General features: G+C 39.7%; 18 protein-coding genes and 1 riboswitch. Of the genes, 8 read left to right on the top strand and 10 right to left on the bottom strand.

Going from position 1 to position 18,009, the window contains the following annotated elements:
• Window positions 1-2 precede the first annotated feature (2 nt).
• On the bottom strand, window positions 3-1,277 hold the full coding sequence (locus tag BM378_RS12445; protein ID WP_036967717.1) for an MksB family condensin complex protein: 1,275 nt from the start codon (window positions 1,275-1,277) through the stop codon (window positions 3-5).
• 148 nt (window positions 1,278-1,425) lie between these two features.
• On the opposite strand from BM378_RS12445, the gene nhaD reads away from it, so the two are divergent.
• On the top strand, window positions 1,426-2,673 hold the full coding sequence (nhaD, locus tag BM378_RS12450; protein WP_074989311.1) for a sodium:proton antiporter NhaD: 1,248 nt from the start codon (window positions 1,426-1,428) through the stop codon (window positions 2,671-2,673).
• Between the two features lie 85 nt (window positions 2,674-2,758).
• Window positions 2,759-2,931, top strand: a riboswitch (Lysine riboswitch).
• 81 nt (window positions 2,932-3,012) lie between these two features.
• Window positions 3,013-4,392, top strand: a complete 1,380-nt coding sequence (gene lysC, locus BM378_RS12455; protein WP_074989313.1) for a lysine-sensitive aspartokinase 3 — start codon at window positions 3,013-3,015, stop codon at window positions 4,390-4,392.
• On the opposite strand, the gene BM378_RS12460 is transcribed toward lysC, so the two are convergent.
• Window positions 4,369-5,109, bottom strand: a complete 741-nt coding sequence (locus BM378_RS12460) for a 4'-phosphopantetheinyl transferase family protein (protein ID WP_074989314.1) — start codon at window positions 5,107-5,109, stop codon at window positions 4,369-4,371. The two genes, lysC and BM378_RS12460, sit on opposite strands and share 24 nt — an antisense overlap.
• 148 nt (window positions 5,110-5,257) lie before the next feature.
• On the opposite strand from BM378_RS12460, the gene BM378_RS12465 reads away from it, so the two are divergent.
• The gene (locus BM378_RS12465; protein ID WP_036967729.1) at window positions 5,258-6,583 is read left to right on the top strand and encodes a sodium-dependent transporter; all 1,326 of its coding nucleotides are present in this window, start codon (window positions 5,258-5,260) and stop codon (window positions 6,581-6,583) included.
• A 150-nt stretch (window positions 6,584-6,733) separates the two neighbouring features.
• Here the strand turns inward: BM378_RS12465 and BM378_RS12470 are convergent, their stop codons facing one another.
• Window positions 6,734-7,717 carry a 2-hydroxyacid dehydrogenase gene (locus BM378_RS12470; protein ID WP_074989328.1) on the bottom strand — a complete coding sequence of 328 codons (984 nt, stop codon included), beginning with the start codon at window positions 7,715-7,717 and terminating at the stop codon, window positions 6,734-6,736.
• A complete protein-coding gene (locus BM378_RS12475) occupies window positions 7,683-8,198 on the bottom strand; it encodes a glutathione peroxidase (RefSeq protein WP_036967730.1) in 516 nt (171 codons plus the stop codon). The genes BM378_RS12470 and BM378_RS12475 overlap by 35 nt, the downstream gene beginning before the upstream one ends.
• A 119-nt stretch (window positions 8,199-8,317) precedes the next feature.
• On the opposite strand from BM378_RS12475, the gene BM378_RS12480 reads away from it, so the two are divergent.
• Window positions 8,318-9,199, top strand: coding sequence for an NAD(P)-dependent oxidoreductase (locus BM378_RS12480; RefSeq protein WP_036967732.1), 882 nt, complete (start codon window positions 8,318-8,320; stop codon window positions 9,197-9,199).
• Window positions 9,200-9,264: 65 nt separating this feature from the next.
• Here BM378_RS12480 and BM378_RS12485 read toward each other — a convergent pair whose 3' ends face one another.
• Both BM378_RS12485 and sbcB read right to left on the bottom strand, forming a co-directional pair.
• Window positions 9,265-10,068 carry a hypothetical protein gene (locus BM378_RS12485; RefSeq protein WP_036967734.1) on the bottom strand — a complete coding sequence of 268 codons (804 nt, stop codon included), beginning with the start codon at window positions 10,066-10,068 and terminating at the stop codon, window positions 9,265-9,267.
• A 104-nt stretch (window positions 10,069-10,172) separates the two neighbouring features.
• Window positions 10,173-11,618 (bottom strand): exodeoxyribonuclease I, encoded by a 1,446-nt coding sequence (gene sbcB / locus BM378_RS12490; protein WP_074989316.1) that lies wholly within the window; start codon window positions 11,616-11,618, stop codon window positions 10,173-10,175.
• 266 nt (window positions 11,619-11,884) lie between these two features.
• Here sbcB and BM378_RS20420 point away from each other — a divergent pair, with 266 nt between their 5' ends.
• The 3 genes from BM378_RS20420 (at window position 11,885) to BM378_RS12500 (ending at window position 13,231) form a co-directional block, all read left to right on the top strand.
• Entirely contained in the window at window positions 11,885-12,061 is a 177-nt protein-coding gene (locus BM378_RS20420) for a hypothetical protein (protein WP_162898040.1), read from the top strand.
• A gap of 88 nt (window positions 12,062-12,149) precedes the next feature.
• On the top strand, window positions 12,150-12,725 hold the full coding sequence (locus BM378_RS12495; RefSeq protein ID WP_074989318.1) for a hypothetical protein: 576 nt from the start codon (window positions 12,150-12,152) through the stop codon (window positions 12,723-12,725).
• Between the two features lie 125 nt (window positions 12,726-12,850).
• On the top strand, window positions 12,851-13,231 hold the full coding sequence (locus tag BM378_RS12500) for a hypothetical protein (RefSeq protein ID WP_074989319.1): 381 nt from the start codon (window positions 12,851-12,853) through the stop codon (window positions 13,229-13,231).
• A gap of 10 nt (window positions 13,232-13,241) precedes the next feature.
• Here the strand turns inward: BM378_RS12500 and BM378_RS12505 are convergent, their stop codons facing one another.
• Both BM378_RS12505 and BM378_RS12510 read right to left on the bottom strand, forming a co-directional pair.
• Complete coding sequence (locus BM378_RS12505) at window positions 13,242-13,661, bottom strand: hypothetical protein (RefSeq protein WP_065978526.1); 420 nt, start codon at window positions 13,659-13,661, stop codon at window positions 13,242-13,244.
• A gap of 85 nt (window positions 13,662-13,746) precedes the next feature.
• Window positions 13,747-14,691: a sodium-dependent bicarbonate transport family permease gene (locus BM378_RS12510; protein ID WP_065978525.1), complete on the bottom strand. Its 945-nt coding sequence runs from the start codon at window positions 14,689-14,691 to the stop codon at window positions 13,747-13,749.
• 108 nt (window positions 14,692-14,799) lie between these two features.
• Here BM378_RS12510 and BM378_RS12515 point away from each other — a divergent pair, with 108 nt between their 5' ends.
• Window positions 14,800-15,759, top strand: a complete 960-nt coding sequence (locus tag BM378_RS12515; RefSeq protein WP_036967747.1) for a LysR family transcriptional regulator — start codon at window positions 14,800-14,802, stop codon at window positions 15,757-15,759.
• Window positions 15,760-15,868: 109 nt separating this feature from the next.
• On the opposite strand, the gene BM378_RS12520 is transcribed toward BM378_RS12515, so the two are convergent.
• Together BM378_RS12520 and BM378_RS12525 are read right to left on the bottom strand one after the other, a co-directional pair.
• A complete protein-coding gene (locus BM378_RS12520) occupies window positions 15,869-16,762 on the bottom strand; it encodes a TIGR01777 family oxidoreductase (RefSeq protein ID WP_036967749.1) in 894 nt (297 codons plus the stop codon).
• Between the two features lie 87 nt (window positions 16,763-16,849).
• A complete protein-coding gene (locus BM378_RS12525) occupies window positions 16,850-17,707 on the bottom strand; it encodes a GGDEF domain-containing protein (protein WP_177222588.1) in 858 nt (285 codons plus the stop codon).
• Between the last annotated feature and the right edge of the window lie 302 nt (window positions 17,708-18,009).

Consider the following 18,009-nt stretch of genomic DNA (forward strand, 5'->3'; position numbering starts at 1 on the left):
AGTTATTGCTCTGTTGCTTGTTTGTCATCAGCAGGCGATGAATTAAACGGGTAGAGTGAAAAGTGCTGCTGGGCAATCTTTATTTTTACTTTTTCTTGGCTTTGGCTGATTTCAAGGTCGCCATCGCTAATGAGTTTTTGATATAAAAACAGCATTTCGTCAGCGTCAAGGTCGGGGTAGCTTTCATCTAAGAAACTAAGCAGCGGTTGTGACTTTTTGGTGGCCTTTTTGAAGCGCTTTTTAAACTGTGATTTTACATCGTTGTAATCGGGGATATTAGGGCTTTGGTACGCCGGCACATCTTGATGCTCTGGTAGCTCGTATTCATCGTGCTCAAAGTCAACTAAACCTGCCATATAGGCGATAATATGGCGTTGTTGGCCGAGTGAAAAGCGTTGTGAATCAGAGACAAAATTAGGTTGCACGGCGCTCAGCATGTTATCAACGCCATTTTTACGCACAAGCCCAAGTACTTTCGCTGCTTGGCGGGTGATTAAGTTATTACGGCGCAGCTCTTCACGCAGTGGCATTAGCATATCAGCACTTTTACGCAGGCTTTCGCGACCCACTAAATGCATTTCTAAAATACGCGTTCGAAGTTGCTCAAGCATGCGTTTGTCTTGGTATGACTTTCCGAGCCGATCAATTTGTTCAATCTGAAGGCTTATTTGCGTTTCAATGGTGTTAAAACAAGCATGGAAATCGCCGCGTATATCAACCATTTCAAGCATTGGCTCTATGTATTCGTCAAACGCTTCTATAACAGCTTGATAGCGTTTTTGTAGCGATTGTACTGCGTTATTAGCTTTAGCTTGTTCAACAATATTTAAAATAGCGTTTTCGTTATGGCTAAACAGTTTCATTATTTTGCGAACCCGATCATCCATAATTCGGCTAAAGCGACGCAGCTCGTCGTAATCTTCAATTTCTCCGGCTTTTGCTAAGCGGTTGCCCAAGCGTGCTAAGTCATCAACTAATACGTTGATCTCTTGTGCTAAACCCAAATGTTCTTCTTGCAATAAAAAGGTTGCAAAGTCAGCAATTGCGCGGTTGATTTCTAATTGCGAAGATTTTGCCAGTGGAATAATAATATCTTGATTCAATAAACGATTTGTTTCTTTATAAATGCGTTCATTTGACCAGCTTGGCTGTTTTTGTTTTATCGCATTTTGTACGTCTTTTAAGCTGAAATCAGCCATCTTAAAACGTTTAAATAAGAGTTCTAACACCCCCCAATGCTCTGTAAGGGTATTTAATAACTTTTTAGCTGGGATCATACGGCTCCAGTAAATCAAAATTTTGGTGTTAGCGTTTAGTAGTAATTTATGTAATTGAGAATAGTTTTATGACTTAGATGCTGCTAGAATCCGCGCCGAAACACTCGACTTACAATTTTTACATTTTTATAAAGGTTGTTCAAACACCATGGTAACCCCACTTATCCTAACCCTGATAGCGGTGGCATTTTTGCTTATCGTTATAGAGGATATTATCCATGTAAACAAGGCCAAAACGACGCTTTTTTTTGGCACTTTATGCTGGATTATCTTGTTTATCTCTCCAATTCATGGGCAAAGCCCAGAAACTATACAACATCAACTTGATCACAATATTTTAGAAATTGCTACTTTGTGGTTATTCCTAATGGCTGCTATGACCTTTGTTGCTTATTTAAACTCGAAAGGGTTTATTCAAAATATTGTTCACAAAATTATGCCAAATCAAATCAGCGAACGAAAGCTGATGTTTTTGATTGGTGGTTTTGCGTTTTTGTTTTCTTCTATTTCCGACAATATCACAGCAACATTAATTTCGCTTGCAGTTGTGATGTCGCTAAAACTTGATCCTAAAAAATTAATAAAATACGCGACCCTCATTGTATTCAGTGTGAACTCTGGTGGGGTATCACTTATTACGGGTGATGTAACGACCTTAATGATTTTCCTTGATGAGAAAGTCACCATCGGTAACTTGTTATTGCTTATTGTGCCTTCACTTGCAAGTGTGGCGCTATTGGCTGTTATGCTATCTACGGGGATGTCAGGGAATGTCGTATTCGAAAAACAAGCTGCCCGCCGCATAGAAAAGACCGACATCACCATTGCGGTGATCTTTTTCTCGACGATTATCGCAACCCTAACACTCAGTGTGCTTTATAGTGTGCCACCACTATTAACTTTTTTATTTGGTTTGTCGTTAATGTTTTTAGTGGCGCAATTTTTAATGCGCAAGAAAGACGTTAACAAAAAAATTATTGATTATATTCGTGAAATTGAATACGACACGCTCTTATTCTTCGTGGGTGTATTGCTACTCGTAGGTGCGCTTAAAGAAGTGGGTATGCTGTCTAAATTTACGCACTTATATGAGCTTATGGCGCCTGAGTATGCAAACTACTTAATGGGCTTGTTGTCGGCTGCGGTTGATAACGTGCCGCTAACGGCTGCATTACTGAAAGCCGATATTGTTATGAGCCCTCAGCAATGGTTATCGTTTACCTATGCAACAGGTGTGGGAGGCTCAATGCTTATTATCGGCTCTGCAGCGGGTATTATCGCAATGAGTAAAGTAAAAGCATTAACGTTTATGAGTTATTTAAAAATGTCGCTGTATTTATTAATAGCTTATACAACGGGTTATTATGGCTCATACCTAGCGGGAAGTTTTATTTAATACTTGACAGCTAGACGTCTAAACGATAAGTTTCAAAGCCTGCTTTTTATAGCAGGCTTTGTTATTTTAACCAGGTGTTAACTTAACATTCAGAAGAGGTGCGATACTTAGGTATTTAATGTGAGGTGACGATTGCCAATGACCATTAAAGAGGGAAGTACTCGCCGAGGAAAGTAATCGGTCGTCGCGGTTATTTTTCGGTTTATGGGGCTGAATCCTCAAAACTGTCACCAAACTAGGTGGAGAGCTTCTGGCAGTGGACTACTCTTTTTTATCAAAGCACCCCTTGCCGAGTTCTTCTTGAATTAATGTGGATTGTTACCCACAAAAGGAGACGACATGAATACCCAATTAGCCGCCAACTCGAAATCAGATTATGTAGTTGCAAAATTTGGTGGCACCAGTGTAGCTAACTTTGACGCCATGAGTCGTTGTGCAGAAATTGTCTGCGCAGATAATCAAGTACGCGTTGTTGCAGTGAGTGCAAGTGCGGGCGTAACCAATCATTTAGTTGCACTGTGTAAAGGTGATTTAAGCGCAGCACAGCGCGATGAACACATCACAGGTGTTATTGCTATTCAAGAAAATATTTTAGCCGAGCTGTCGCTGGATGCTGATTTAGCTCATGGCTTTGATGAAACCTTAAAAGCATTTCAAACGCTTGCAGCAGCAGGGGCTAAATCGGCCGCAGAGCAAGATGAACTGCTGAGCTTTGGTGAGCGCTTGTCATCTTATTTATTTACTCAAGTACTGCGTGGTGAGGGCTTAGATGCTGTGCGATTTGATGTGCGTAAAGTCTTAAAAACAGATAGTCAATTTGCAAAAGCTACCCCAAACATTGCTGCAACAGCCGCGGCAGCACAAAAACATTTAGTGCCCTTATTAGCAGAACAAGTTGTGGTAACCCAAGGCTTTATTGGCAGTGATGAGCACAACCAAACAACCACGTTAGGCCGTGGTGGTTCTGACTACAGCGCGGCATTGCTTGCAGAAGCAATTAACGCTAAAAGTGTGCATATTTGGACTGATGTAGTGGGTATTTTCAGTACAGATCCGCGTTTATGTGTAAAAGCCACGCCTATTGCTCGACTAAGCTTTGACGAAGCAGCTGAAATGGCAACATTTGGGGCAAAAGTATTGCACCCCGCGACTATTTTACCGGCAAGTCGCAGCCATATTAGCGTGTTTGTTGGCTCAAGCCGTGAACCGCAATTAGGGGGCACATGGATTGAAAAAGAAAAGTCAGAGCAGCCTGGTATTCGAGCAGTCACACAGCGTAAAAACCAAATTCTTTTAACGGTTAAAAGCCCAGAAATGCTTTTAGCCAGTGGTTTCTTAGCGCGTGTTTTCACTATTTTAAGTGAGTTTAATATCTCGGTTGATTTAGTAACAACCTCTGAAATCAGTGTGGCAATTACCTTAGATAACGCACCTAACGCATCACGCCCAGAGCTTGATCAAGCCTGTTTAGATAAACTCTCTGAGTTTTGTCATGTATCGGTTGAGAATAACTTAACGTTGGTAGCATTAATTGGTTCAGAAATTCAATTACGTCAGCAAGAAACTAACTTAATGCAGGTATTGAGTGATTTTAATATTCGCTTAATCTGCCATGGTGCAAGTAAACATAACCTGTGCTTTTTAGTTGAGCAGAGTGAGTCTGACCTTGTTGTTCAAGCTATTCATAGTCGTTTATTAGAAAGCCAAAACGCGGCGTAAGTCGTCAAATGTCATAAAAGAGCACTGCCAGTCAGTGCTTTTTTGTGCCACCACGCTAATATCAAAATCATTTACGGTTCGGCTTGATGCGGTCAAGCTATGTTTTTCAATTTCCTCAAACACATTTGGGCTCAAGAGCTTAGCGATAGGCTGTGCAGTTGCTTTGGCCAACGCTTCTTTGAGTGTCCAAATTCTAAAAAAACACCCAGCTTGCTCGTTTATATCGTTAAAGGCGCTAATTAGGTTGACTTCCTCTTGGTGATAAAAGTGTTTGGCAAGTTTTACAAAGGGACGTGTTTTTGTGCAGTGTTCAATATCGAAACCAAATTTATGTTGCTCAGGGTTGAGTGCTGCGCCGATAAAACCACGCGAATGCGATAAACAGGCCCAAATGGGCTCACCCTCAGGCGTGTGTAGTTTAAGCTTGCTGTCTGCGTCATCAAATTGGCTTGAAATGTCGCAAAGAGGTGTGTTTTTAAATGCTGGAACGCTGAGTTTTAATAAATACTTAAGTGTTAACCGTGTGGCAATGTACTCTTGTTTTGCTGCTTGTACTTTGCGCTTTGCAAGTACGCTTTGCTCAAACTGGCTGAGTAATTTACTAACCGGCAGGGTACTAATATCGATATGTGAAGCATCCACAAGTACGATTTGTTTATCAGCTGAACTTACTGCTGAATCAATTTTTAAAGTGTTAGAAAAATAGTGACTGCTCATGGTTTGCGGCTTTCGCATATACTCAGAATTAGATTTGTTTATTTTTACAGCAAATGCACGGTTGCAGGCACACACAAACGCAAATTGTTTACGCAGTTGACTGTAATTATGGTTTAATGAGGAAAAATAATAACAGAAATGTAGATGTATGGCACAAGTTCGTGACGGCTTCCAAAGTCGTATTGGTTTTGTTCTCGCCGCTTCTGGTGCGGCAGTAGGTTTAGGTAATATTTGGGGGTTCCCAACGCAAGCGGCAAACCATGGCGGCGGTGCATTTTTACTTGTTTATTTTATTGTTATTTTCTTATTAGCGCTTCCAGCCTTGTACACGGAACTGTATTTAGGTCATCAAGCGCAAGCAAATCCTGTTAAAGCGTTATCAAGTGCATGGCAAGATACCTCGCCAAAAGTCGGTGCCGCAGCGGGTTACATAGGCCTATTTGGCGCCATTGTGATGCTAAGTTTTTATTCGATTGTTGCAGGTTGGATGCTCGCATATGCGCTTGAACCAATCGCTAGCTTTTTTGGTTTAGCTAAGCTCAGTGACTTTTTACACAGTGATTCAATGGCGCGCAATTTTGTGTTTACGCCACTCATGCTTATCTTAACAGCCAGTATTATTTTAAAAGGGGTTAAATCGGGTATCGAGACCTGGTCACGCCGCTTAATGCCACTATTGTTAGTGTTGCTGGTGGCTTTAATTGCTTATATTGCCACCCTTGATGGCGCAATGGATGGCTTTGCTGCTTATTTAGTCCCTGATTTTAGTCAAATTTTCGATGCAAACTTAATTATTGCCGCGATGGGGCAAGCGTTCTTTTCATTGTCGTTAGGTGTGGGGTGTATGATGGTATATGGCTCATATTTAAAGCCAGACGCCAACTTACCAAAACTTACAGGCACGGTTGCATTGCTTGATACGGGTGTGGCATTTTTAGCAGGGTTATTAATTATTCCTGCCATTTTTGTTGCTCAGCACAACGGCGTTGAGGTATTCAGTAATGGTAAGCTAGTCGGTGAGGGGCAATTAATTTTTGCAATATTACCTGAGCTTTTTAGCACTATGGGGCAAGTAGGCTTACTGGTTGGCTTGTTGTTTTTTGTGTTGATGTCGATTGCATCGGTGACCTCAACTATTTCATCAACTGAAATCCCTGTCGCATTTTTAGTTGAAAATCACAGCATTGAGCGTAAACAAGCCACGTTATTTGTGACCTTAGTTGTGTTTGTTGCTTCATCTTTGATCATTCTTAACTTTGATTGGTTATTTGGCTTAGTGATTATGGTATTAACACAATACCAATTACCGCTGATGGGGCTGTTTTATTTCATTACTGTAGGTTGGTTATGGAAACGTGGTAACAAATTACACCAAGTGTCGAGTGGCCCACATTATTGGTTCGCTCAGTACATTCGTTTTGTGTGTCCGTTACTGATGACCGCAGTGTTCGTGAATGTGGCACTGTTGAAATAAAACGATCAGCTTTAATTCGAGAGTCACTTGTTTAAAAGGCGTAGGGCGCAAACCTTACGCCCTTATTGTTTAAGTGCATAGAGTTATTTTAAGAGCATAGAACTATTTTAAGCGCATAGAATTATTTTAAGCGCATAGAGTTAAGCGCATTTAAATAACTTCATTAGTCAGTGGCAAGCCTTGGCTTAACTCATTAGCACTTTGCAGTGTGGTGCAAGCTATTTCGTTAAGGGCTTCTTGAGTGAAAAAACCTTGGTGGCCTGTAACAAGTACGTTTGGGAAACTGACTAAGCGAGAAAAAATGTCATCTTGCATAATTTCTTCACGGTGATCTTTAAAGAACAGTTCTGATTCTTGTTCGTAAACATCAAGCCCCAGATAGCCAATTTTTTTTGATTTTAGCGCATTGATACAGGCTTTACTGTCTAGTAGCGCACCGCGTGAGGTGTTGATTAACATGACACCTTCTTTCATTTTCTCAAATGCAGCTTCATTAATTAAGTGATGGGTATGCTCATTTAGTGGACAGTGCAAAGAAATGACATCACTTTGCGTGAGTAGGGTATCTAAGTCACATAGCGTAAATGGCCCTGCTTTTACATTAGGATCATACACTAAAACGTTAGCGCCAAAACCATTTAAAATATTTACCAGTGCTAAGCCAATTTTACCACAGCCAATAATGCCAATGGTTTTTTTAAATAGGTTAAAGCCGAGTAAGCCATTTAAATCAAAGTTGCCTTCGCGAACGCGATTAAATGCTTTATGTGTTTTGCGATTAAGTGTCAACATGAGCGCAATACAATGCTCTGCAACTGCTTCTGGGCTGTAAGCGGGTACGCGGCAAACCTTTATTCCATGCTCTTTGGCGGCTTCAAGGTCAACATTATTAAAGCCAGCACAGCGTAATAAAATGGCTTTAACACCATCGTTCGCTAAAGCAGAAATGACGTGTTTATCAACGGTATCGTTAACAAACACGCATACAGCATCAAAACCTTTGCTTAATGGTGCGGTTGTTATATTCAGTGATTGCTCAATGAAGCTCAGAGAAACAGACTCACTGTAATTAGTTGAGTTATTGTCAAAGAAGGGTTTCTCATATTTTTGCGCACTGAATAAGGCCAGCTTTATCATTTAAATTACTCTCTATCACCATTTTGAGGGTTTCAGGTTTGGTACGCGGGGCGTACCGTGCAATGAGTTGACCTTCTGAGTTTATAAGAAATTTGGTGAAATTCCATTTAATTGCGCGGTTTTGCGCAATTCCACGTGTATGGCATTTTAAATAATTAAATAACGGATGCGCCTCAGGCCCATTAACGAGCACTTTATTAAAAAGAGGAAAGCTTACATTAAAGTGTTGCTGGTAATACGCTAATAATTCTCCACCTTCGAGTGGCTCATTATGACCAAATTGGTTACAGGCAAAACCCAGCACAGTAAAATTATGGTCTTTATATGTGTTGTAGAGTTTTTCGAGACTTGCCATTTGCATCGAAAAATTACATTTACTGGCAATGTTAACAATAAGAGCTGTTTTGCCTTGTAGCGACGCAAGGCTAAAATTTTCACCAGACGCAAGCTGGGCATTAAAACGATATATACTATCCATGTTTTACCTGTGTGTTTTTAACTTACTTAAAATTAATGAACGCTTTTTCATTCGCTTTTTAGTTATTCGATTGAGATAATGAAATTGTTACTAATTTATCACTCAAATAGGTCAGTTTTATGTCAATGAAAGTCGCCTTCATCGGATTAGGTGTCATGGGTTACCCTATGGCGGGTCATCTTGCTAACGCAGGTCATCACGTGACTGTTTATAACCGCACAACAGCGAAAGCACAAAAGTGGGTATCAGAATATCAAGGTCACTACAGCGAAACGCCAAAAGAAGCGGCAAAAGACGCAGACATTGTGTTTATGTGTGTTGGTAACGACGATGATTTACGCTCAGTGGTGTACGGCGAAAATGGTGTACTGGCTAGCATGCAAGCCGGTAGCTATTTAGTTGACCATACAACGACCTCAGCAGAAGTCGCTCGTGAAGTGGGTGCTAAAGCTAAGCAACAAGGTATTGCGTTTTTAGATGCCCCTGTGTCTGGTGGTCAGGCTGGTGCAGAGAATGGTGTTCTTACGGTGATGGTGGGCGGCGCAGAGGCTGACTTTGGTGTTGTGCAACCTGTCATGGCTGCTTTTAGTCGTTTTAGCCAACTATTAGGTGAAGTAGGTTCAGGTCAGCTTTGCAAAATGGTGAACCAAATTTGTATTGCCGGGGTAGTACAGGGCTTAGCTGAAGGACTTCACTTTGCTAAACAAGCTGGTCTTGATGGTGAAAAAGTAATTGAAACAATTTCTAAAGGTGCCGCAGGTTCATGGCAAATGGAAAACCGCTACAAAACAATGTGGGCAGGTGAGTACGAATTTGGCTTTGCAGTCGATTGGATGCGTAAAGATTTAGGCATTGCTCTTGATGAGGCAAAAGCGAACGGCGCAACGTTGCCTATGACGGCAACAGTTGACCAGTATTATGCCGATGTACAAGCCTTAGGCGGCGGCCGATACGATACCTCTAGTTTATTAGCACGTATTGAGGCGTTGCATAAAAAGTAATGGGGTATTGGTCATAAATAGTGCCTAGCATTGCTAGGCACATGTGAACTCTTATAAAAACTATTTTAATAGCAGCTAACTTGCGAGACTAATCTTTGCTCATTTTCAGCTCTCGTAAAGGCAATTTTACAATGAGTGCCTATATTAAGTGAGCCCCCATAGACAATATCTACAAAAGGTTGTGTATTACTGGTACTTAGGTTTGCATTGAAGAGTGTTGAACCATCTGAGTTCTTAACTGTTTTCGTTAAATCTGCGACTAAGCTATATTTGCCATTTTTTATCTCTATTAGTGCAAAAGGTTCGCCGCGACTGTCTTTTACTAAGACGATATTTTGGTCTCCACTATCAAACAAGGATGCAAATACATCTTTGAAATCTATAGTTCCGCTTGCAAAGTTTTTGAAGTCTTCACTGAAACTTGTTCCATTATTTTGCACACTTGGCTCTGAGGTATTGCGGTTATTTCTGGTTACAACTGTGGAAGTAAATGCGCTATGTAATGCACTTGATTCAAAAGCTTTTTTAAAGCGAGTGAAGGCACTGAAAGTATCAGAAACACTTGTTGGTGCTGAGCAAGCATTACAATTAATTATAAAGTCATGGTGGAACTGTTTAAATATAACTGCCCTAGATTTAATGACATTTGTAGAAAATGAGATTGAATCATTATTTTCAGAATAAAGTGTTGTATCAATCTTCTCGTAATCTACTCCCATCTCATTACACTGACCCATATAGCTAGCATCAGGTTTATATATACAAGCGCGTATGTAAGTTTCGAAATCCATTTTGGATTCAAAAGAGTAGGCATGGCTTATGCCAATGAATAAAATGACAAATAGGGTGAAATGCATACTTTTTTTCATAAATATTCCTTTATTTATATAATGTTAGAGCATTGCTTTTTGTATAAACGGTTTAATCTTATAAGGTGCCATTTTTACAAAAAGCATGGTAATTGATGGTTATATTACATACTTTGTGCGTAGTTATACAGTGCTTTTAAAATGTGCAGATTTTTTTCATTATCGTCGTGCTCATGAGCTAAATTTTCGAGCGTAATCATAAAATCGTGTGCGCTAATAGAAGGACTGTCATCGCCGTGCATTAATTTATTTTGGCAATACATACGCCACTGTGCAAGTTCGTCTTGGCTTAAGGTGTGTGGCCAGTTGCGAGCACGGTATCTAAACAACAAGGTATTAAACTTTTTGTCCTCAAAATCTAACTGCATTGTGGCCAGTTGCTCAGGGCTTGCATCGCGAATAATGGCAAATTTGGCTTTATCTGCATGACTCGTAAAGCCATCATAAAGTTGATAGTCAGGGTTATGTGTTTCACCGTAGTCACGTTGTTCGTTAAATACTTCGGTTACTTTGTCGCGAAGTTCAGTATTGGCTTTTAAAATAGCAAGGTTTTGCAAACACTTTTCGCGGTCTATTCCTAGGCGTGCGGCATTTTCTGGTAATAGTGTTTTAGCGGGCGCAAGAATAGGGCACTTATTTAAGTGAACTAGCTTTAAGCCGACAGGGGCCTCGTTTTCGCCAAGGTCGGTGTGTTTGGTGTAAAGGCGTGTCCGTAACTCTTCAACCGATAAATCTAATAACACCTGCGGATCATCTGTTAAATTAAAGCAGATGATGGCGTTTTTGTTGACTGGATGAAAACTCATTGGCGCTATCCAGCTAGTACAGCCTTGGCTTGCCGGTATGCGTGATGAAGTATGTACCAGCGGTGTCATGTTGAACACATCAACTAAATCAGCCAGCGCTTTTTTAGAGCGTAAACCAAAAAAGAATTGATACAGCTTGGGTTGTTTTTCTTTTATAAGCTTTGCAAGCGCAATGGTTGCAGTAACATCACTTAACGCGTCGTGAGCTGCGGCATGTTCTATGCCGTTAGCAACAGTTAAATGCTCAAGTTTAAAGCTGGGTGTGCCATCATCTTTTAATGGCCACTCAATACCTTCTGGTCGCAACGCATAACAAGCACGAACAAGGTCAATAATATCCCAACGGCTATTATTGTTTTTATACTCTCGCTCGTAAGGGTCATAAAAATTACGATATAGACTGTAACGTGTTACTTCATCGTCAAAGCGAATACTGTTATAGCCAGCTACACAGGTGTTAGGCTGACTAAACTCGGCATGAATTTTTGCCATAAATTCGGCTTCAGGCAGTCCTTTTTGCATGGCTATTTGTGGTGTAATGCCGGTTATTAAACACGCCTCTGGGTGCGGTAAATAGTCTGCCGCGGGTTTACAATATTCAATAAGCGGCTCACCAATAATATTTAAATCAAGATCGGTACGTATGCCAGCAAATTGACTCGGGCGGTCTTTTTGCGGACTGGCGCCAAAGGTCTCGTAGTCATGCCAGTAAATTGTTGGTTGCTGTTGTTCTTGATATGCCATGCATTAAACCTTGCTAAGCGTATGTGCGCTTACCATTAAATTTATTAGTTAACAGAATTATGGCATAGAGCCTTATTAGTTTATAGAGCAAAGCGTAAAGGTGTTAGGGAATGTCTATTTTACCAACAAAGGCAGAACAAAAAATAGCCTATTGATTGTTTTTTATGCTTATATAGAGATTAAGAGTGTTGTGTTACTAAAATAGCAATATAAGTGGCGCAGTACTTGCTAAGAAACAGCATCTTTAACAATGAAGGAACAAAAAAATGACTTTATCAGCCCTATTACTATCTACTTTAGCATTCGACGCAGCACCAGCAACAAGTTTTGATACTACAAAGCTACAGGGTTCTGGTGGTATCGTTATTATCAGAGAGAAGAAAAAAGAAGAGCTACAAGGTTCTGGCGGAATAGTTATCATTAAAGAAAAAAAGCCAAACTAAACAATAGACTATTCAAAATAACCAGCTCAAATAGCTGGTTTTTTTTACTACATAGTAATATCCTAATGGTTGGTACCAAGGGTAATCTATGTTTGAATTCTTAGCAGATTTATATAATAAGGCATTATTGGTCAGTGAAAATAGAGAAGTATTTTCATACCAAGTGCTAATTTCTTTGTCATATCTACTTGCACTAGTACTGTCAATGCTTCGAGCATTAAAAGATAAAGAGCTATTTAGTGATTTCTTAACTATTGCTGTTGTTGTTACTAAATATATGATTACAACATTATTAATGGAGTACGCTTTAACATACATCGAAGAAAACCATGCAGTTGACAATGTACAAAATGTTTATCTTAGTTTGAGTGTAACCAGCTTCTTAAGTATGTATATACTAGTAAAGCTGCACGAAAAGCTTAGCTATAAATTTGGCTTATTATTTTTTTGTGTGCTCAAATTAACAATCATTATTGCTTTATCTCATTTTATTTTATGGTTTAAATTTGTTGTCTTGGATATCCAAGCCGAGCACGCCTATATTCATTACATTTACAGTTTTGTCGTCCTTTACATTAGTATTGCCTTAGCTGTGGTGATGCTTTTCCCCAGTTTGCTTAAAACGAAGTTAAAATTTTTGGTGAGTCCAAGTTGGCCACACTAGAGATTGGGCGCGAATCAGATATTTCTTATATATCAGCCTCGTACTATCATTTATAATGCTTTTTCCTGATGTATTACGAACCAAGTTTGGGTGTATAGTAACATTTAGTTTACCGAGGGAACGTGATGCTTGAACTAATTTACAGTGCAATTGCCGTTTTAGCTATCTTGCTTATAGCGAGTACATGGCTAATTGCGCGTAAAAACATATTTGAAGATCAAATAAGAAGCAAATCGGTTGAAGTCGTTTGGTGTACCATTCAGGCTGAAAATGAAACCGATATAAATAAAGCGCTCAAATTATTTAATAAAGCCGAAGCTTTAAAAAGTGAAATTGCGGCTTTACTAGGCGAGTCGCCAAATGTAGCCAACTTTAAATTTGCCGAACCAATCGATTTTACTGATGATGCGTTAAAAGATTTATCGCTGGGCGAATTGCAGCGCTACTATGATAAACAAAATAATATTGCCGATATCTATAATGAGTTATACAAAGGCAAGAATTAAAAAAGCCAAGTTATTTAACTTGGCTTTGTATTTTTAACTCGTTTTCAATCTGTTCTACATGAATTTCTGCCAGCTCACCCAGTGTTTCTTGATTGTGATTTTCACCCTTAATTAAGCCAGCCATAGACATTTTTTTGATACTTTTGATAATGCCGTTCTTAATCGCTTTTAATTGGTCATTACTTAATTGCACCGTGTGTTGATTTTGACCATTAAGTAAATAGTCAAAACTCACGTGTGTTGCTTTACTCGTTTTATCAATTAATGAATAAGGGATGGTGGCACTGAAAATACAGTGCTCACTAAATCCGCTTTGTAATGATAAATGGTGCTCAAGTTCTGCATTATTTTGCACATTGTATTCAGCACATAAGCGCTTAAAAATGTTACTCACATGCTGTTGCTCTGTGCTGAGAGATTGATCAAACATATAGCAAGTCCTTGCACATTTTTTCTTTATATTAAACGACTTTAGTCCAAATCGCATTCATAAAGTGATGTTTAAATTCACTTTTTTATGAGATTAGTAATGCCATATGATGATACAAACCTATACCGACTAATACATTAAACGGAAAGGTTATCCCAAGCGAGCTTAACATAGCTAAGCCAATATCTGCATCGGGGATTGCTGCTTTAATCGCAGCAGGTGCTGCAATGTAAGATGCGCTAGCAACTAAGCTTCCTAAAATTACGATTGAGCCAAGCTCAAGCTGCAATGCGGTGCCAACCCCAACACCAATAGCACCTAATAAGTTGGGTGTAATAAGTGCAAACAACGCTAAGCGCCAATGATGCCATGGAATAGGGCGTAATGTTTGTGCTGCCATAAGACCCATTTCAAGTAAAAATAAGGCTAATACAACTTTAAAACTATTGGTTAGTAAGCTCGTAACTTGGCTGCCTTGTTGTGTACCATACATCATGCCGATAATAACGCCACCCACAAGCAGAATAACACTTTTGTTTGTTAAGGTTTCATGCCACAGCGCCTTAAGCGATAGGTTACCTGCAGAGGCTTTATTACCTAGTCGGCGATAAAGCAATAAGCCAACAATAATGGCCGGCAGCTCTAGCATGACGAGATACAGGGTTACTTCGGCACCTACCACAAGTGAATTTGATTCGGCGTACGCCAAAGCAACAGCAAATGTACCTGCACTCACCGAGCCATAATGTGCTGCAATACTCGCACTGTTTGCGACCGATAAATTAAGTAAGCGTTTGAGCACGGGGTAAAGTAGAAGAGGGATACACGCTCCGAGTAACAATACCGATCCCATTTCAGGTAATAATTGCCAATGTATATTTCCGTGTAGCACCATGCCACCTTTTAAACCAATTGTTAGCATTAACAATAGGCTGAGAGTTTCATAAGTTGCTTGCGGAATTTTTAGATCAGATCGTAATAAACCTGCGGCTAACCCTAAAACAAAAAACATGACAACAATATCAGGCACTTTTTTCTCCTCTTAGTTAAAAGCGCCGCTATTCTAAATAAAAAAACACATAGTAAATAATTAAATGAATGCTACCATCATATAGGTTTTTATCTATGAGGTGGGGTTGTGGACTTACGACATATTTCTTTTCGGCTATTAGAAGTGTTTATGTGTGTAGTTAAAACACGTTCAATTAGTGAAACGGCAAGGCAATTACATTTAACGCAGCCAACAGTATCGCAGCAAATAAAGCGACTGCAAGAAACTGTAAACGAGCCTCTCATTGTGGTTAACCAGCAGCGTATTCATATTACCGAAGCTGGGTTTGCTTTATTTCAAACTTGTCAGCAAGTGTTTGGTCATTTTGACGATTATCAAGATTATTTGGTGGAATTGAGAGGCGGTGAGCGGGGACGTTGCAAAATAGCGATTGTAAATACAGCGCAATACATCCTGCCAAAACTATTAGGGCCATACAGTAATTTACATCCGCATGTAGAGCTTCCATTAGAAATAGGAAACAGGGCCGAAGTATTGGCTCGGTTTGAAAGAGGTGAAGATGATATTTATGTATTTAGTCATCCACCGTCGCTTGAGCACGCGAAAGCAGGGCGTTTTTTACAAAATCCCTTAGTGTTTATCGCCCCGATGAATCACCCACTGGCTAAATCTTCACACGTAACACTGCATGATTTAATGACTGAGCGCTTTTTACTGCGTGAGCCTGGTTCGGCGACACGCATGTTATTCGAAAGTGAGTTACAAAGCCGTGGCTTTGTACTTAGTGACACCGTGCAAATGGCAAGTAATGAGGCTATTAGGGTTGCCGTCGGTTCTGGAATGGGATTAGGTGTTGTGTCTCGTCATGTATTGCCAGCACACGATAAAAGCTTTTGTATGCTTAATGTTGTTGATGTTCAGCTGGCAAGTCATTGGTATTTTGTTGTTCGGACAGATCGGCATTTATCTCATGCTGCACGTAATTTTTTAAGATTTGCAGAACTTAATTTAGAACAGTGCTTAGACAAAGAATGGGTTACAAATGAGCTTCATACGCTAAACCACAGTTTAACCATGAAGACGTAGCTACATGTATATTTTGGTACGTCGCTGGTTTGCCATGATAGTTGGAAACCTTTCTGCATAACAGTGTACAGTAAAGGTTTATACAAATTTAATTTTACTTATCAATGTTTTACAGTTTCAAACTTTCCAGCGCTGGTTTTAGCTCAGGGTAATGAAAGCGATAGTTATGCGCGAGTAATTTATTCGGCATGACGAACTGACCATGGATAAGTAAGTCTGACATTTCACCCATCATCAGCTTAAGTAACCAACTAGGCATTCTGAGCATGGCGGGGCGTGAAAGTACCGTCCCTAATGTTTGGCTAAACTCATTATTATCAACTGGATTTGGAGCTGTGGCATTAATTGGCCCATGCAAGTCGTCGTGGGTCAGTACAAATAAAATCAGCTGAATCATATCGTCAATATGGATCCAAGACATACCTTGGTGACCATGCCCTAAAGGCCCACCAAAACCAAACTTGAATGCAGGTAACATTTTACTCAGTGCGCCACCTTGTTTGGCAAGAACAACACCCGTTCTCAGCAAGCAAACACGGGTTTTGCTTGATTGCGCTTTGGTGGCAGCATGCTCCCAATCTCGACAAAGAACATGGCTGAATTCTGGGTATATATCATTAAATTCCTCATCTATATGTTTGTCGCCTTGACGACCATAAAAACCAATGGCGCTACCAGAAATAAAGGTATGAGGAGGCGTTTCACACCGGCTAATCGCTTTAGATATTTGCAATGTTAGGTTTATTCGACTGTCGAGCAAACGGCGTTTTTGTGACTCGCTCCAACGTTTGTTAACAATAGGCTCGCCAGCCAAATTTATCACTGCATCTATATCTTCAAAATCAACCTCATCCAACGACTTTACAGCATGCACTTGATGAGTCAGTAATACATTGGCTTGAATAGGATTTCGGCTCAGTACTGTGACTTTGTGATGGTTTAAAAGAAATGGGCACAAATGCTTTCCAATGAGGCCTGTTCCACCTGTTAATAAAATATGCATAGGGCACCTTAATTAAATGAATGTATGTTTTTTATACATAGCGACTGAGCTTTTTGCAAATTTGTACGTAATAAGCATTGAATAAGTTCAGTTATCTCCCTCAATTCCTTGAAAAATTTTATATGTGTGTAACTGGCTTTGCTTGGCTTCGTACATTGCCTGATCAGCAAATTTTAATAATTGTGTATGGTCAGTTGTGTGATCGGGTGAGACAGCAATACCAATACTTAAAGTGACTTTTAAGTTATGCTGCTCTACCTCAAAGGGGCTGTTGAACTTATCGAGCAAGTGCTTGATCATCGCATCAATATAACTTAGTTTTCTGAGGTGGTGAGCCACAATAATAAATTCATCACCGCCATAACGATATACATCATCATCAGCACGCACAGCGCCAGTTATTCTTTTAGCAGCTTCAACAAGCACTTTGTCACCAATGACATGACCGTATTGATCGTTTAATTGTTTAAACTGATTAATATCGATAAATATAACAGCCATCTTATTGTTCTTTGAGCTTGCACTAATGGCGAATTTTAATTGACGGTCAAGCTCTGTTCGGTTCAACACACCTGTAAGGTGGTCATGACTTACCAAAAAACTTAATTTGTTGGTGCGCCTGTAAATAATGTTGCTCATACGATGAAAACGTCGAAGTAAATAGCCAATTTCATTGGTGTCACATTTTTCAATACGATCAGGTATTTCGCCTTTTTCTAGCTTTTCGGTATTTTTAAGTAATCTCTTAAGCGGTTTAAACAGCTTATTGTTAATGTAAAAAGCACAAAAAATGGATAGGAAAATAAATAACGGAATTTGCACAGATACGACTTGCGTAATAAGTAATCGATTCTTCTGAAAATCTGCGTTTCGCTCAGCCAACCTTGTACGCTCAACATTTTGAATTTGCTCATTGAGTAGCGGCCTAGACCCTAACAAACTCAATAACTTACCGAGAATAAACCGTTCAAAAATGCCTGTTTGCCCACCAAACTGCCCACCACTTGTCTATGGCTTTTACGAAATCTTAGTGGTTAGCAATGGAAAAACAGTGCCGTTTTTATGCTGCTGTTAGGGTTTAAAAATAGCAGTTTTGAAAGGCTTTATCGAGCACGATTTCTGTCAATATAGCTTTGCCATTTTTTCACTGGTTCTACACAATAGTAATGAGTCAGCAGAAAGCTCACTTAGCCTGAAATGGACATTATGGTGTCCATTTTAATAGGAATAAGCTCAATATGGATACT

The organism is Pseudoalteromonas lipolytica (assembly GCF_900116435.1).
Classification (GTDB): domain Bacteria; phylum Pseudomonadota; class Gammaproteobacteria; order Enterobacterales; family Alteromonadaceae; genus Pseudoalteromonas; species Pseudoalteromonas lipolytica.